The 16,145-nt window shown below is 33.2% G+C and carries 16 protein-coding genes; 6 read left to right on the forward strand and 10 right to left on the reverse strand.

Translation table 11 applies throughout. From position 1 onward, the window contains the following. The first annotated feature begins 25 nt into the window (after nucleotides 1-25). Entirely contained in the window at nucleotides 26-721 is a 696-nt protein-coding gene (locus tag INR76_RS05660; protein ID WP_223109688.1) for a glycosyltransferase family 2 protein, read from the forward strand. Next, nucleotides 718-2,208: a cellulose synthase family protein gene (locus tag INR76_RS05665; RefSeq protein ID WP_223109689.1), complete on the forward strand. Its 1,491-nt coding sequence runs from the start codon at nucleotides 718-720 to the stop codon at nucleotides 2,206-2,208. Before INR76_RS05660 ends, INR76_RS05665 begins: the two co-directional genes overlap by 4 nt. On the opposite strand, the gene INR76_RS05670 is transcribed toward INR76_RS05665, so the two are convergent. Then, nucleotides 2,209-3,126 carry an AraC family transcriptional regulator gene (locus tag INR76_RS05670; protein ID WP_223109690.1) on the reverse strand — a complete coding sequence of 306 codons (918 nt, stop codon included), beginning with the start codon at nucleotides 3,124-3,126 and terminating at the stop codon, nucleotides 2,209-2,211. It lies immediately after the preceding gene. A 149-nt stretch (nucleotides 3,127-3,275) separates the two neighbouring features. Between INR76_RS05670 and INR76_RS05675 the strand changes: the two genes are divergently transcribed. Then, entirely contained in the window at nucleotides 3,276-4,799 is a 1,524-nt protein-coding gene (locus tag INR76_RS05675) for an aldehyde dehydrogenase family protein (RefSeq protein WP_223109691.1), read from the forward strand. 60 nt (nucleotides 4,800-4,859) lie between these two features. Then, a complete protein-coding gene (locus tag INR76_RS05680) occupies nucleotides 4,860-5,249 on the forward strand; it encodes a DUF779 domain-containing protein (protein WP_223109692.1) in 390 nt (129 codons plus the stop codon). Here the strand turns inward: INR76_RS05680 and INR76_RS05685 are convergent. Beyond that, nucleotides 5,246-6,487, reverse strand: a complete 1,242-nt coding sequence (locus INR76_RS05685; protein ID WP_223109693.1) for a M20/M25/M40 family metallo-hydrolase — start codon at nucleotides 6,485-6,487, stop codon at nucleotides 5,246-5,248. The genes INR76_RS05680 and INR76_RS05685 overlap by 4 nt on opposite strands. Nucleotides 6,488-6,519: 32 nt before the next feature. Between INR76_RS05685 and INR76_RS05690 the strand changes: the two genes are divergently transcribed. Further along, a complete protein-coding gene (locus INR76_RS05690; RefSeq protein ID WP_223109694.1) occupies nucleotides 6,520-7,641 on the forward strand; it encodes a hypothetical protein in 1,122 nt (373 codons plus the stop codon). Between the two features lie 43 nt (nucleotides 7,642-7,684). After that, nucleotides 7,685-9,091 carry a glycosyltransferase 87 family protein gene (locus tag INR76_RS05695; RefSeq protein ID WP_223109695.1) on the forward strand — a complete coding sequence of 469 codons (1,407 nt, stop codon included), beginning with the start codon at nucleotides 7,685-7,687 and terminating at the stop codon, nucleotides 9,089-9,091. 12 nt (nucleotides 9,092-9,103) lie between these two features. Here INR76_RS05695 and INR76_RS05700 read toward each other — a convergent pair whose 3' ends face one another. The 8 genes from INR76_RS05700 to INR76_RS05735 all read right to left on the reverse strand — a co-directional run bounded on the left by INR76_RS05700 (nucleotide 9,104) and on the right by INR76_RS05735 (nucleotide 16,029). Next, nucleotides 9,104-9,937, reverse strand: coding sequence for a DUF5694 domain-containing protein (locus tag INR76_RS05700; RefSeq protein ID WP_370632434.1), 834 nt, complete (start codon nucleotides 9,935-9,937; stop codon nucleotides 9,104-9,106). Between the two features lie 123 nt (nucleotides 9,938-10,060). Beyond that, nucleotides 10,061-10,462: a hypothetical protein gene (locus tag INR76_RS05705; RefSeq protein ID WP_223109697.1), complete on the reverse strand. Its 402-nt coding sequence runs from the start codon at nucleotides 10,460-10,462 to the stop codon at nucleotides 10,061-10,063. Nucleotides 10,463-10,857: 395 nt separating this feature from the next. After that, nucleotides 10,858-11,238, reverse strand: coding sequence for a hypothetical protein (locus tag INR76_RS05710; protein WP_223109698.1), 381 nt, complete (start codon nucleotides 11,236-11,238; stop codon nucleotides 10,858-10,860). A gap of 199 nt (nucleotides 11,239-11,437) precedes the next feature. Then, nucleotides 11,438-11,965: a hypothetical protein gene (locus INR76_RS05715; protein WP_223109699.1), complete on the reverse strand. Its 528-nt coding sequence runs from the start codon at nucleotides 11,963-11,965 to the stop codon at nucleotides 11,438-11,440. Nucleotides 11,966-12,159: 194 nt separating this feature from the next. Continuing rightward, nucleotides 12,160-13,815, reverse strand: a complete 1,656-nt coding sequence (locus INR76_RS05720) for a serine hydrolase (protein ID WP_223109700.1) — start codon at nucleotides 13,813-13,815, stop codon at nucleotides 12,160-12,162. 70 nt (nucleotides 13,816-13,885) lie between these two features. Next, a complete protein-coding gene (locus INR76_RS05725; protein WP_223109701.1) occupies nucleotides 13,886-14,686 on the reverse strand; it encodes an AraC family transcriptional regulator in 801 nt (266 codons plus the stop codon). 172 nt (nucleotides 14,687-14,858) lie between these two features. Continuing rightward, nucleotides 14,859-15,323, reverse strand: a complete 465-nt coding sequence (locus INR76_RS05730; RefSeq protein WP_223109702.1) for a hypothetical protein — start codon at nucleotides 15,321-15,323, stop codon at nucleotides 14,859-14,861. Nucleotides 15,324-15,597: 274 nt separating this feature from the next. Beyond that, the gene (locus INR76_RS05735; RefSeq protein ID WP_223109703.1) at nucleotides 15,598-16,029 is read right to left on the reverse strand and encodes a hypothetical protein; all 432 of its coding nucleotides are present in this window, start codon (nucleotides 16,027-16,029) and stop codon (nucleotides 15,598-15,600) included. Nucleotides 16,030-16,145: the final 116 nt, after the last annotated feature.

Here is a 16,145-nt window from a genome sequence, read left to right on the forward strand (position 1 = left end):
TCTTCTTTCATTTTTAATACAAAGTATGTCTACTAGCATAAAAGTTATTATTCCGGCCTATAATGAAGCCGATTCTATTGGCAAAGTTATAGGTGATATTCCAAATAGGGTTGATGAGGTAGTTGTAGTAAGTAATAACTCAACAGATGCAACAATGGAGGTTGCAAAAAAAGCAGGCGCAACCGTACTTTCAGAAGAGAAACGAGGATATGGTTATGCTTGTTTGAAAGGAATGCATTACATTTCTCAACAAAGTAATCTGCCTGATATTATTGTTTTTCTAGATGGTGATTATAGCGATTATCCAGAAGAACTCACAAAAATCGTAGCACCAATACTTGATGATGATATTGATTTTGTGATAGGTGCTAGGGATAAAAAGTTACGTGAAGATGGTTCTATGACCTTTCCGCAAAAGTTTGGTAATTGGTTAGCTACTTCATTAATGCGACTTTTTTTTAATTCAAAATTTACAGATCTAGGACCCTTTAGAGCTATAAAGTATGACAAGTTGCTTGCGCTCAATATGGAAGACAAAACGTATGGTTGGACTGTAGAAATGCAGTTAAAAGCATTAAAACAAAATTTTAGTTACATAGAAGTCCCTGTTCATTATAGAAATAGAATAGGTGTTTCAAAAGTTTCAGGAACGGTAAAAGGTGCTATCTTTGCGGGCATAAAAATCCTTACTTGGATCTTCAAATACAGTTTTAAAAAATGATACTGGATATAAGCATTGTTATAATTTATTCTGTAGCATTACTGCTCATTTTTTTATATGCTTTGGCACAGCTCAACCTTTTTGTTAATTACTTAAAAGCAAAGAAGGCTAATAAAACAGCGCCGGTTTTTGATTTTTCAAATTCTGAAGAAATTCCTTTTGTAACCATTCAACTTCCCGTTTATAATGAGTTGTATGTAATGGAGCGCCTTTTAAATAATATTGCAAAAATTGACTATCCAAGTGATAAGCTTGAAATACAAGTGCTTGACGATTCTACAGACGAATCTTTTCAAAAAACAGCTGCTCATATTGAAACATTAAGAGCTTCGGGGCTAGACATACTTCACATTCACCGAAAAGAACGAATTGGTTTTAAGGCAGGTGCTTTGAAAGAGGGTTTAAAAACTGCCAAAGGAGAATTTATTGCCATTTTTGATGCAGATTTCCTTCCGAAAAAAGATTGGTTACAACAAACAATACCCTTTTTTAAAGATGAAAAAATAGGAGTCGTTCAAACGCGTTGGGGGCACATAAATAGAGATTATTCTTTGTTGACCAAAATACAAGCCTTTGCACTAGATTTTCACTTTGTACTAGAACAAGTTGGTCGCAATTTTGGCAATCACTTTATCAACTTCAATGGTACTGCGGGTGTGTGGCGCAAAAGCTGTATCATCGATGCAGGAAACTGGGAAGGCGATACACTTACCGAAGACTTAGATTTGAGTTACCGCGCCCAACTCAAAAAATGGAAGTTTAAATATTTGGAAGATGTAGAAACCCCAGCCGAATTGCCTGTGGTGATAAGCGCAGCGAAGTCGCAACAATTTAGATGGAATAAAGGCGCTGCTGAAAATTTCCAAAAACTTTATGTAAAGCTTTTAAAAGATCCCTCTGTGTCATTTAAAACAAAATTTCACAGTTTTTTTCATTTGCTCAACAGTAGCATGTTTTTATTAATATTGACAGTTGCTGTTTTAAGTGTGCCGATGCTTTATATTAAAGCTGCACATCCAGAATGGGCAGTGGTGTTTTATATACTAGCCGGGTTTGCCTTTAGTACGGTTATCTTTTTTATGTGTTATTGGCTTACATACTCAAAGATACACGGCGGTGGATTTAAAAATTTTCTGAAATATATTGGAATGTTCTTTACATTTTTTTCTGTGGCGATGGGCTTTTCAGTGCATAATTCTATTGCGGTACTAGAAGGGCATTTTGGTAAGAAAAGTGACTTTATACGAACTCCAAAATTTAATATTTCAACATTAAAAGAAAGTTGGAAAGGCAATAAATACTTAACCAAAAATGTATCAGGTAATACTATTATTGAAGGTATTTTAATGCTCTATTTCGCCTTTGGAATGTATAGTGCTTTTGTGGTAGGAAAAGAAGATGGCGATTTTGGTTTATTTCCGTTTCACTTGATGCTTTTTATAGGTTTTGGCTTTGTATTTTTTAAGAGCTTGTTGAGTAGAACCTAATCAAGAAAACGATTGTCTAAACTGTTGTGGCGTCATTAATTCAAGTTTTTTAAATTGACGGTTAAAGTAACTTACATTGTTAAAACCCGATTTAAACGCTATTTCTGAAATAAGCATATTTCGGTTTTTCTTCATCAACTTTTTTGCAAATTTTATTTTTTCAGAATTCATAAAATCAATAGGTGAGATACCTAAGGTGTTTTTAAACTTTTTATGAAAATTAGACGTACTCATGTATGCTTTTTCTGCGAGCTTGTCTATGCTTATACTTTTATCGGTTAAGTTTTCTTTAATATACTTTACTACTGAGCCTATACGTGTATCGCTAAATATCTCTAGATGATCATTTAAAATGGTATATTTTGCTTTAGTTTGAAGCAGTCGTACAATTAACTCTTGAATCATTAAATCAAGCAAAACATCTTTTGAAGTAGAGTTTTGGGTAAATGTATTAACCAATCGATCAATCAAGTAATTCACCTCAGTTTGATTGGTAAGGTGAGAAGCCATCCCTTCTTCAAGATTCCATTTATTATTTTCATTTTCAATTTGTACGTGTTGATTAAATTTTAAAGCAACTTCACTTATTTTTTCTGGATCAATACCTAGGGCCAAACATTGTGTAGGGCTGTTTTTGGTAGCAATAGGAAAATCTATAACCATTTCTTTATCAGCAGGCATTACTACAGATTCGCCTGGAAGAAAATCAAACGCTGGCAAATTTTCAAGGTGCATTATTTTTTTTCCTGTAAGCATACTCGCAATAACCGGAAAGTCAAAGGTAAGCGAAACACGTTCTGCAACTTTATGGGTTTCAAAAATATTTAACTCAGAATACTCTGCATTATAGGTGGTTCTGTTTTCAACAAGAGTGAAAAGCTTTCGGGTTTCTCTATGCCTGGCTAAGGAATGATTCATATTCAATAGTAATGAAAAATTTCAGAAAAAATCTAAAAAAACAGAAATGTGTTATGTTTCAATAGTATTGTGCAATAGTTTAATAATATAATAAAATATCTTTAAAAAGATTATAAAAATAATAAAATAACACCTAAAATTTTATCATTATGAGCGATATTAAAACGGAAAAAGGAAAAGCTATACAACGACCAAATTTTAAAGACACTTATGATAATTTCATAGGCGGAAAATGGGTAAAACCGGTTAAAGGTGACTATTTTGAAAGTATATCACCGGTTGATGGTGATTCTTTTACAAAAGTAGCACGATCTACCAAAGAAGATGTTGATAAAGCTTTGGATGCCGCTTGGGAAGCAGCTAAAACTTGGAACAAAACGTCAGCCACTGAACGAAGCAATGTATTATTAAAAATTGCCGATATTATAGAAGAAAACATAGAAACATTGGCGCGTGCCGAAACTTGGGATAATGGGAAACCTATTAGAGAAACTACCAATGCAGATTTACCTTTGGCTGTTGATCATTTTAGATATTTTGCAGGTGTAATACGTGCAGAGGAAGGTGGTGCTAGCGAATTAGATCAAAACACTGTATCATTAAATATTTGGGAACCGCTTGGTGTTGTAGGACAAATTATCCCTTGGAATTTTCCCATACTCATGGCTGCCTGGAAGCTAGCTCCTGCTCTGGCTGCCGGAAATTGTGTGGTTTTAAAACCCGCCGAACAAACGCCTGTAGGGATAATGATTTTGGCAGAATTAATTCAAGATGTAATTCCTGCCGGTGTTTTAAACATAATCAATGGTTTTGGTCTTGAAGCCGGTAAACCCTTAGCGTCGAGCTCACGTATTAATAAAATTGCTTTTACGGGTGAAACTACCACAGGTCAAATGATTATGCAGTATGCTTCCAAAAACATAATCCCTGTTACGCTAGAGCTAGGCGGAAAATCACCAAATATTTTCTTTAAAAGTGTGATGGATGCAGATGATGCGTTTTTAGACAAGGCAATTGAAGGAGCTGTTCTTTTTGCTTTCAATCAAGGTGAAGTATGTACTTGTCCTTCCCGAATTTTAGTTGAAGAAAGTATTTTTGATGAATTTATGGAGCGAGTAGTAGAACGTACCAAAGCGATTAAAATTGGGCATCCGCTTGATCCTGAAACTATGATGGGAGCACAAGCTTCAAATGATCAATATGAAAAAATATTGAATTATATAAACATAGGAAAAGAAGAAGGATGTGAAGTACTTTCAGGTGGTGATGCAGCTTATAATGAAGGCCTAGAAGGTGGTTATTACATTCAGCCAACAATCTTTAAAGGAAACAACAAAATGAGAGTATTTCAAGAAGAAATATTTGGCCCCGTTGTGTGTGTAACTAGCTTTAAAAATGAAGACGAAGCTATTGAAATAGCAAATGATACTTTATATGGTCTAGGCGCAGGTGTATGGACACGTGATATGCATCAAGCGTATCAAATTTCTAGAGAGGTAAAAGCGGGTAGAGTATGGGTGAACAATTATCACGCTTATCCGGCTCACGCACCATTTGGCGGGTATAAAAAATCTGGAATTGGACGTGAAAACCATAAAATGATGCTCGATCATTATAGACAAACTAAAAACATGCTTATTTCATATGATAAGAATAAGTTAGGTTTCTTTTAAAATTTAGTTGTTTTAAACGGGCCGGAACATATTTCCGGCCTTTATTATAAAATTAGGATTATGCAAAATACCAGAGTAGCAATTACAGATGAGGCAAAGAAAATTGTAGAACAGATGAAAGAGCAACACGGCAAACTTATCTTTCATCAAAGTGGAGGTTGTTGTGATGGTTCGTCACCAATGTTAATTTCAAAAGATGATTTTTATTTAGATGAAAGTGATATTCTATTGGGTGAAGTTGCTGGAGTATCATTTTATATGAATCAAGACCAATACGAATACTGGAAACACACACATTTAACTGTGGATATTACCAAGGGTCGTGGCTCAAGTTTTTCAGTAGAAATTCCTTTAGGTATTCGGTTTGTAATAAAATCAAGATTATTAACAGAAGCCGAAAATGAACATTTCAGAAAAATAGAAGCTAGTAAAAATGAATTTTTACCTTAAAAAGTCACTTCAGCTTCAATCAACTTTCCATCTCTTTCAATTGTTACTGTAGCGGTTTGTCCTTTTTCAAATTTTGAAAGTGACTCCATATAACTCATCATATCAGTTATTTCATGTTCCCCCATTTTTTTAACAACATCACCTTTTTGCAAGCCTGCTTTTTGTGCAGGGCGGTCTTCACTTACACCATCAATACGCATGCCTTCACCGTCAAATAAATAATCGGGTACTACACCAAGGGTTACTTTAAAGTCGGGTACTACTTCGCTTTCGTTTTTGGTTTTTTTAAAGGCTAGTTTACCGTTGTCATCCAGATCTGAAATGATATTAAAAATATAGTCAAATACCATTTTCATACCTTCATAGTTCAGTTTTTCTGCATCGTCGCCCGGTTTGTGATAATCTTCGTGTTGTCCCGTAAAAAAGTGAAGCACCGGAATATCTGCCAAATAAAACGAAGTGTGATCGCTTGGTCCCACGCCGCTTTCATGCTCTACTATGTTTAAATTAGCATCATTATTTGCAAAAAGTGTTTGCTTAAAAACAGGCGAACTACCTACGCCGTGAACAGCTAAAGTTTTTTCTTCATTAAGCCTTCCTACCATGTCCATATTGATCATATAACTTACTTTTTTGGTGTCGATGGTTGGATTTTTTACAAAATAATTGGAGCCTAACAACCCTTCTTCTTCTCCTGAAAAAGCAATAAACAAGTAATTATTGTTTTGTAAACTGTCCTTGCTTTGCTTAGCTTGCAAGTGTTCAGCGAGTTTTAATAAAATGGCTACACCACTAGCGTTATCATCAGCTCCATTATGAATAGCTTCACCTTCACGATATAAAGACCCTTCACCGCCCATTCCTAAGTGATCATAATGAGCGCCAATAATTACAGTATTTTCTGCTTTATTATCAATATAACCAACAACATTGGTTCCTGTTGTGGTACTATCAGAAATGCTGGTAAATTCTGTTTCTTTGTGGGGATCGCTACTAGATCGAAAACTAAAGGTTTGTGTGTAATTACCTTCATACCCTCTAGGCTGTAACCCAATACTAGTAAAGCGTTTTTTTATATATTCTGCAGCTTTTTTTTCACCTTCAGTACCCGTTCTACGACCGTTAAAAGTATCATCGGCTAGAATAGATACATCTTCTTTCATTGAAACAGGGGTTGTTTTTTCTTCTTTACAAGAAAGTAATATTACCGCTAAAAAAACTGTTACAAATAGTCTCATATCCTTATTTTTACACAAAATTAGAATAAAATATGAAAGTTGTCTACCTATTTGTATTGGTATTGTGTTTTGCTTCTTGTAAAAACATATCAGAAGAGAAAAAAGAAACTAAAGAAATACCTTCTGAAGAAAATAAAATGGTATCAAACACCAAAAGTGATAGTTTAATTTATCCTGAAGAAAAACACTTTAAGTCTATTAGACAAATAACCTTTGGAGGCGATAATGCTGAAGCTTATTGGAGTTTTGATGATAAAAAGCTGGTTTTTCAATCAAATTATGATGGCTGGGGTGTGTCATGTGATCAAATGTTTTTAATGAATGTGGACGAAAGTTTTGAAAATAAACAACCACCTATGGTTAGCACAGGAAAAGGACGAACAACCTGCTCTTACTTTATGCCAGACAATAAGCATATAGTATACGCATCTACGCATTTAAAAGATGAAGCTTGCCCAGACGTACCACTTCGTAATAACGGAAAATACGTTTGGCCGGTATATGACAGTTTTGACATCTTCGTGGCAGATCTAGAAGGTAATATAACTGCACAATTAACAGATGAACCAGGGTATGATGCCGAAGCAACAGTATCACCAAAAGGAGATAAGATTGTTTTTACAAGCGATAGAAGTGGTGACCTTGAGTTGTACACAATGAACCTAGACGGCAGTGATGTAAAGCAAATTACAGACGAATTAGGGTATGATGGCGGCGCTTTCTTTTCTCCAGATGGGAGTAAACTTATTTTCCGTTCTTCTAGACCAAAAACAGCTTCTGAAATCAAAGAATACAAAGACTTATTGGCTAAAGGACTAGTACAACCTACCGAAATGGAACTTTATATTTGTAATGCTGACGGAAGCGATTTGCGCCAACTCACCAACTTAGGAAACGCAAATTGGGCGCCGTTTTTTCATCCAAGTGGTGAGAAGGTATTATTCAGTAGTAATTTTGAAGCAGAACGTGGATTTCCATTTAATTTATATTTAATTGACATTGATGGAAAAAATCTAGAACGCGTTACACACGGTAAAACTTTTGATGCATTTCCTGTTTTTTCAAATGACGGAAAACATTTAGTATTTTCTTCAAATAGAAATAATGGCGGTACGCGAGATACAAATTTGTTTATTGCAGAATGGCAAGACTAACTTAAAACAGAAAGTACTCTATAAGCCGAAGTAAAAAATCACCATGTTATATTTTTTAAAACTGTATAAAATACCATTACTTTTTGCAGTAATAAGTGTGGCTTTATATATCAGTTTTGGGTATGACTTGCAGCGAAGCGATGTTGCAAAACTATTTCCGCTATATGGAGCGTTATTTTTTTTAGCTCACAAACTTATTCAAGTTACCAAAGGTAATTTTTGGATTCTTTTTGTATTCGGAATTGTTTTTCGGATGGTTTTTTTACTTGCTATACCTAATTTGTCTCAAGATTTTTATCGATTTATTTGGGACGGTAGGTTGTTTTTGCAAGGCATTAACCCGTATCTGTTTACACCCGAAATGTATGAAAAGGGATTGTTGCCAAACATTAATGTAAATCAAGCCAAAGAACTCATAGCCGGAATGGGAGCACTTAATGCTAGTCATTTCAGTAATTATCCACCGGTAAATCAGTTGTTTTTTTCAATAGCAGCACTATTTTCAAAAAATAGCATACTAGGTTCTGTAATAGTACTACGCATTATTATGATTCTTGCCGATGTTGGTATTTTTTACTTCGGAAGAAAATTATTAAAATCACTCAACTTAAACCCACATACCATTTTTTGGTATTTTATCAATCCATTTATCATTATTGAGCTTACCGGAAATTTACATTTTGAAGCTGTAATGTTGTTTTTCTTACTATGGGCATTGTATTTATTTTCTAAAGGGAGATGGATTTGGGCGGCTGTTTTAATTGGCATTTCCGTTTCAGTTAAACTATTACCATTGTTATTTTTACCGCTATTTTTCAACTACTTTTTGAAAAATAAGAAAGATAAAAATGATTCTTTACCTAATTCCACTTCACTAGGAATAAAGAAACTGATTCTGTTTTATACAGTTTGTTTACTAACGGTTGTTGTAACTTTCTTGCCGTTTTTTTCTTCAGAATTTCTTCAGAATTTCACAACAACTATTGGATTATGGTTTCAAAATTTTGAATTTAATGCTAGTATTTATTACATCATTAGATGGATTGGTTTTCAAACTGTTGGCTGGAATATTATAGCTACGGTTGGTAAGATTTTGCCTCTACTTGTCATTACTTTTATATTGATACTTACCTTCTTCCGAAGCAATGAAACTCTACCTAAATTAATCACTGCGATGCTCTTTGGAGTTTCATTTTACTTCTTGCTTTCTACTACGGTACATCCTTGGTATGTTGCCACGCCATTATTACTTTGTTTGTTTACAAACTATAGATTTCCGGTTGTGTGGAGTGCTTTAATTGTATTGAGTTATAGCGCGTATGGCGTTGACGGATTTGACGAAAATCCAATTCTTATTGCGGTAGAATACGCTGTGGTTATTGGTTTTGCTCTGTGGGAATTGTTTATAAAAAACAAGTCAAAGCCTAAAATTCAAGTTGAAAAGAAGTAATTTTATTACTTATTATTTCAAATAGTTTAAAGTATTTACCATTTCAAACTTTGGGCTTCGTTTTATAAATTCTCTCAAGAAAGCAGTGTGAGCGGTCCCCATTATAATTAAAACCCTGTCTTGAGTTGTCATGGGTATTCGGTTGAGGTTGGAGTATATTTTCATATTTCTATGGTAAAAGATGGCAGCATTATCTGCACCTTCAAACCCATCATCGATTCCTACATAAAGAAGTTTGTCTGCATTGGTGTTTATAGAATAGTCAAGGTGTAGGGGTTCATTAATTAGTTTTAGTTTTTCAAGTAAAGATAAGTTGTCATAGTTGGCTTCTCGGGCAGCAATTTCTGGATAGTCTGCAAAAGGATTATTTGTGAGTTGTAAATACGTTTTTGAGTCGATAGCGTTCTTATAGTCTGGGCTATTTTCAATAAAATCACCAACGCTATAATTGTATCCCATGTGGTTATCTATCCCGTAGATAGTGCTTACATTACTTAATCTGCCTACATCAAAACCTATCATACTGCTTTCACCATAAGTGGTGTTTAATTCAGATGGGTTGCTTAAAAACTCTTGATAGGCTTTATTAATTGTATCGTTATATTTTGGTAAGTTTTCAATGCAGATTATGGTGGGTTTAAACGCTGCTAGCATTTTTGAAATTTCTCTAATTTCTTTTTGTGCCTTTTCACTGTGCTCATCAAACTCTGTCTTATTAGCATCAGGAGTATAGCCAAAGTGAAACGTTCCAAAGTTGAGCACTTGTATCTTATCATTTTTTTGTTCAGTTTGGCTTTCAGTATTTAATTCTTCCGGTTTATTTTTTGTGTTACAGCTCAAAAGCACAAAGCACACAAGCAAATAGGTTAGTCTCATCTGGTATGGGTAGGCTTAAAGATTTTTAATAAACTTACTTTGAGAAATTAAAGATAGTGTTTTTGATTAAGAGCTGGGGTGAATAAATTGTGGTTATACATTGTTGGCACCAGTTTTTATTTTTATTAGTGTTAAAATCAGTATTCCAGTCAAAATTACATTTGTCCAAATTAAGTATTGAGTTCTTTGAGTTGCTTTATCCGTTTTGAAAGTTAATTGTTGTGCTAAATTGGCTTTCTGTTCATCAAACTTTGAATTATCTAATATTTCAATATCAAATTCGCCTTTTGATTCTGTTATTACATTCAGGTACTCAACTCCGTTGTTTTGGTTTTTACCAATTACCCAAAACTCAGTCGTACCGTCATTTTCAAAATCAAATTCTGTTTTTTTATTCGGTTTTATTTTACCGCCATATGTCGCGTAATTTCCTTTTCCACTCCAAGCATTGTCCCAAAACGCAATCGAGTATATTTTTAGTTCTTTTTCGGTCAAGTTTTCAATTCGTAAGGTAACTGGTGTTGATGCTCCAAATGTGCTATCAAATACTGAATTCAATCCGAGTGCTGAAAGACCGATTATAATTCCAAAAATCGAAAGTAATCTTAAGCCAATTTTTGAGTTTGAAGACGAGAAATATCTAATCAGTAATATGATTATCAGTAAAAAAGCTGAAAAAATTAGTATTCTCATTTCTCAAATTGGTGCCAACGGTCTCGTATAACCGTCAGTTACGGATTTAAAGTTACTAATTTTCGGTTTAGCACTGACGTTAGCAAATCGAAGATTCGGCGGAGCCAACTCCGAGTAGATTTGTTTGAGCCTGTACTGAGCGCATCGAAGTATAGTTGAATCCACCGTAAATGCGGTAGGCATTGTTGGGCACAGTATTATTCTGATTCTTTTATTGGGATGTTAAATTCACATTCTTTCTTGTAGTTTTCTCCATATCGAACCATTATTGTTAATGTATCTTTTTCAAGATAGTTGCTCGGTACTTTAATTTCAGTTCTCATAATGTTTTTATTCTTCGAACCAACCAGTCTAATTCCAGCACCTTGAATAAGTAAACCTACCGGATCAACATTTTTACAAACGAAATTTGTTTTTATCACCTTATCATAAATCAAAAAGTCTTGTCCGTTTTCCATTTCAACTGAGATTGTTTTTGATCCGTTTTTACAAATGAAATCCTTTTTATTAGACTCAAGATTTTTACAACTTATAATTACAGTAATTAATAGAATAATAAGAAAATAAACTTTTTTCATATATTCAATATTGTGTACAATGGTCTCGTATAACCATCAGTTACGGGATTAAAGTTACTAATTTTTTGTTAGGCACTGACGTTAGCAAATCGAAGATTCGGTCGAGCCAACTTCGAGTGGATTCACTTGAGCCTGTACAGAGCGCAACATAGTATAGTCGAATCCGCCATAAATGCGGTTAGGCATTGGCAATAGTTTTTTATTCAAAATCAGGACTATAGAGTTCAAATTTTAAGTCAGAATTTTTGGTCATAAATTCAATCGCAGAATTAGCTCTTGAAATATTTTTCAATCCGATTAATTTATCTTTTTTAGTATGTTTTTTGTTAAGCAAATAAATGTCAAACGAGTTAAACGAACTTGAGAAATCAGGATTTGCTGCGCTTATAAAGGCTAATTTCTGTCGCTTTTTAAACTTTAGTATTGTCACAGTCGGACGGTCTAAATATTTATTTTTGTCCTTGCCAACGTATCGCCCCCAGCAAAAATATCCGAAATGAATTCCGCTGTCAGTTTTGACGAGCCCCTTTTTAACGAAAATGAATGATATTGCTAAGAATAACCAAATCAATAGTCCGAATAAAAATAATACTTGAGTAAATCCGCTTTTGTATATCGTTCCGAGTATAAAGAAAGCGGTAGGCAACAAGAAAAGTACATAAAGATGAACTTTCTTATGACTTTCAAATAAGTCTTCCAGAATTATGTGTTTTCTTCTGTTATCCAAAATTATGGCAACGGTCTCGTATAACTGTCAGTTAAGGGATTAAAGTTACTAATTTTCGGTTAAGAAGTGACGTTAGCAAATCGAAGATTCGAAGGAGCCAACTCCGAGTGGATTCACTTGAGCCTGTACTGAGCGCGTCGAATTATAGTCGAATCCGCCGTAATTGCGGTTATACAATGTCAATAGTTTTTTATTCAATTTTTAAGGTAAGGTAAAATATATTTTTCAAAAATCAATTCAGGTTGTTGTGTTTTTCCATTTCTATAATTTCCAGATGTAATTACAACAACTGTTTTTAAACAAGGAATTACAAAAATATATTGACCGCCAGCTCCTCTAGCTTCAACAGTTTTTATATTCTTTCCGTTAACTTGATACGTGTTGTGCCACCATAAATAACCATATCCGTTTTTATCAGGTACATTCTCTAAATTATGATAATTCTTAAATGAATCTTTAACCCATTTTTTAGATAATACACGTTCAGATTTCCATTTTCCTTTATTCAGATATAACTCACCAAATTTCAACATATCTCTTGGTGTTAAGTACATTCCCCCACCAAAATATGGAATGCCTTTTAAATCTGTTTGAATGATATAATTTGATATTTCAAGTTCTTGAAATAGGTATTTGTCCATAAACAATGCTAACGGTTCAGAAACAATTGAATCTATTGCAATACCAAGTAAATATGGATTAGCTGAACCATAATTAGCCTCTGTGTTTGGATTGTTTATCATTGGGGCTTTCAAAACGGTTTCTGCCCAATCTTTAGTGGGTTGGTAATTGTTCTCTGATGCAGATGAGTTTCTTTCTCTTGTATAATCGTCTGCATCTAATCCTGAACTCATTGTTAAAAGACTCTGAATATCAATTTTAGTTTTTAAACTGTCTTTATGTGTTTGGTATTTTTTAGGTAAAAAATCAAAAATGGATTGCTTAATGCTTGGAAATAAAGATTTATCTTTTGCAATTCCCACAATAGCTGAAGAAATACTTTTTGATGCTGATTTCATATCGTGTGGGATATTTGCATTGTAGCCATCAAAATAATTTTCGTAAACTACTTCTCCTTTTTTTGAAATTAAAACAGAATGCGTGTTGGGTAATGAATCATTTAAAATAAGCTTTTCCATTTCGGAAAGTTCAATGATAGAGGTATTATTGTCACTTTTGAATTTACCAATTTGCCAATCGGTTGTTGACTTGTTTAATACTACTTGTGTAATTTCATATTTGCCCAAATAGATGCCTAATTGAATTTTATCCGTCATTAATTTTCCTTTAAACTGCAATCCAGTTTTAAAATCAGTAAACGAAATCAAATCATTTTCTTTCTGAAAATTGTCGCACCAAGTTCCTGTAAATCGATTATCACCAAAAATTGGATAGGCTTGAAAATCATTTCCTTCTCCATTTTCAACACTTAAATAAAAATTATCTGATTTTAATTCATCTACCATTAATAGATTCCAAATTCCAGTATAGGTGTTATTTGTTAATCTTTTGAGTTTTAAGTGATATAGAAGCATTCCAGACTTAATAAATCCATTGATTTCTTTATCATTTTCGGATAATTGACCTTTAAAAGAATAATTTTCAGCAAAAGGTATTTCTAGTATTGAAGTACTTTTTGAATCAAAGGCAAAGTCGATGATACGTTTGTTATTCGAAATTTTGAATCTGGCAGTTTTAAGTCTTAAATTTTCTATTTCAACTTTTAGATTGAATGTTTTTGAATTTTCAATTTTACCTTCCCAACCACTCGTATATTCTGCCATATCTTGAGCGTAGATTGAAAATGAAAAAAGAACAATAAACAATATAGTTATACTTTTAATTTCCATTATTAGATTAATTTCTATTAAGATGTAAAAGTGAGAATTCTTCTCTTATTGAAATTGTATAATATTAACATTAGCCAATTTTTCTTAAGAATTCAGTTGGCGTTGCGTGATATATTCGTTTGAAGTTTGAAATAAAATGACTCTGGTCATAGAAACCACATTGATAACAAATTTCTGTCATTGAAAATCTTTTAGACGTAATCAAATTAAATGCTCTATTCAGTTTTATTAGTCTGATGTAATTGCCAAGACTTGTTCCAAAATATCGGTTGAACTCTCTTGACAAATGAACTGGATGAATTCCTAATTTTGAACTTAAACTTTTTAAAGAGTAATCCATTTTTTCCTCAATCAATAACTCTTTTAGTTTGTTTACCCAAATTGGCTTTTCTGAATTTTCTTTTTTTGACTCTTTTATTGTATTAAATATATCAATCAAATTACTCTCAATACTTAAACTTGAATACTGGTCGTTAATTTTAGTATCAAAAAATATATGATTCATTAAGTTCTTTATTATTGGATTCTTTAAATTGATACTTCCTTCAAAATCTGTTATTTGAATATTAAAAGTCGAAAACCATTTCTCATTTAATTCAATATGAAAACCTCTTGTAAATTCAGGTGGCTTTATATTGTAATGTGCATCTTGCCAATTATGGAATAATAAATTCCCTGGTTCTAAATAGTAGGAGTCTTTTTTATTAGATTCAAATAATTTGCCTTGAAGTAAATACGTGAAATACGGATTTTGGTGATAATGCCAATCTACTTTACTGTGAGTATATTCTGTGTCAGTAATTATTAGGTTGTCAAAAGCTGATTTTTTGTAATGTACTCCGTAAAATTCTCCAGTTTTTAGTTTGTTCATTCTTTTTTTCAGCTTGTTGCACAACGGTCTCGTATAACTGCAGTTATGGAGTTAAAGGTACTTAATTTTAGGTTAAGCACAGACGTTCGCAATTCTGAGTGGAACGACCGATGAACTCCTTTTTCAAATATGTATGCGTGAATAAATTGTGGTTATACGTTGTTGTGTGGCGTTATTTTTTATTTTTTGGGTTAATTCCATTCAGTTTGGCACTAGCAAATTGATAGCCGAAAACAGAGTCCATTAAATAACTTTCCATTCCAGTTTCAGGAATTAGATTATTGTAAAGCTCAAAATTCTCTATTATTTTAGTCAGAACTTCTTTTTCCATCGTAAACTCTACTTTATATCTAAATGTTGATTCTGTTATCTCATTATCGTTATTCAAGTAATAAATTATTTGATTTGGAACTTCTGAATACATAAAATCATTTGCTAAATCAATATCAGACTTGTATGCTGTTTCAGTTATTACTTTAGGTTCGTAATGGTATTTGATAATTGGTCCGCCATAATAACCAGAACCTGGATAATCAAGATGACCTTTTGTGTTGTAAAACTCCAATTGTTTTGTCCGACCAATAGAGTCAACCAACTCTTTCACATAGTTTTTCCCTTTAACCTCTTTTATGTTCAATTCAATTAGTTCTATTGAGCTTGCCGTAAATCTTATTTCGTGATACCTAATATCATCGACTTTTCTTTCAGTGCAAGAAGTCAATATTATAAATATGATTAAAATTCTTTTCACAGAGTTTTTTTTAATGACACACAACGGTCTCGTATAACCGTAGATATGAAGTTAAAGGTACTTAATTTTAGGTTTAGCACAGGCGTTAGCAATTCCGAGTGGATTCGGACGTAGTCGAATCCGCCGTAATTGCGGTTATACATTGTTGGCAACTGGCTTTTCATTCGGTTAAACTTAATCCGTAGTTTTCGTCAGTCAAATAGTAATAATTTCCGTCCTCGTGCTCAAATCCGAATATCTTTAATCCAGTTTTGTTCATAAAATCAGATAGATTTTGATTTTCACACTTGATATTATTTTCCCTTTTGATTTTTAATGGAAAATTTTCTGAATTCGGATTTTTAGTATGTATATAAATTCCATCTTCTCCGCTGTCATTTTCGTCAATCAAAATCCACGTTTGGTATTCATTCGGGAATTTTTTGAGTTCAGATTTCACGTTTTCAAATTCAGTCAGTAGTTTTTCGAGAAATTTTTCTCTTAAAATCCAGTTTTTGTTTCCGTCTCCATTCCAATCAATATGAGTGTGCCAAAAATCAAACCAACTGTTTTCTCCTCCACTAAAGTCAAGATTTTTTGTTATTGCGTTCATTTTTTTCAGCTTGTTGCCAACGTGTTTGTATAAGATTAGTTGCGTGGTTTAAGTACTAAAGTTAGAAAATAAATAACAGATAGAAAGTCTGCGAGGACTTTCGTAAGTAGGCTAAA

Origin of the sequence: Marixanthomonas sp. SCSIO 43207 (assembly GCF_019904255.1) — a bacterium.
GTDB lineage: Bacteria > Bacteroidota > Bacteroidia > Flavobacteriales > Flavobacteriaceae > Marixanthomonas.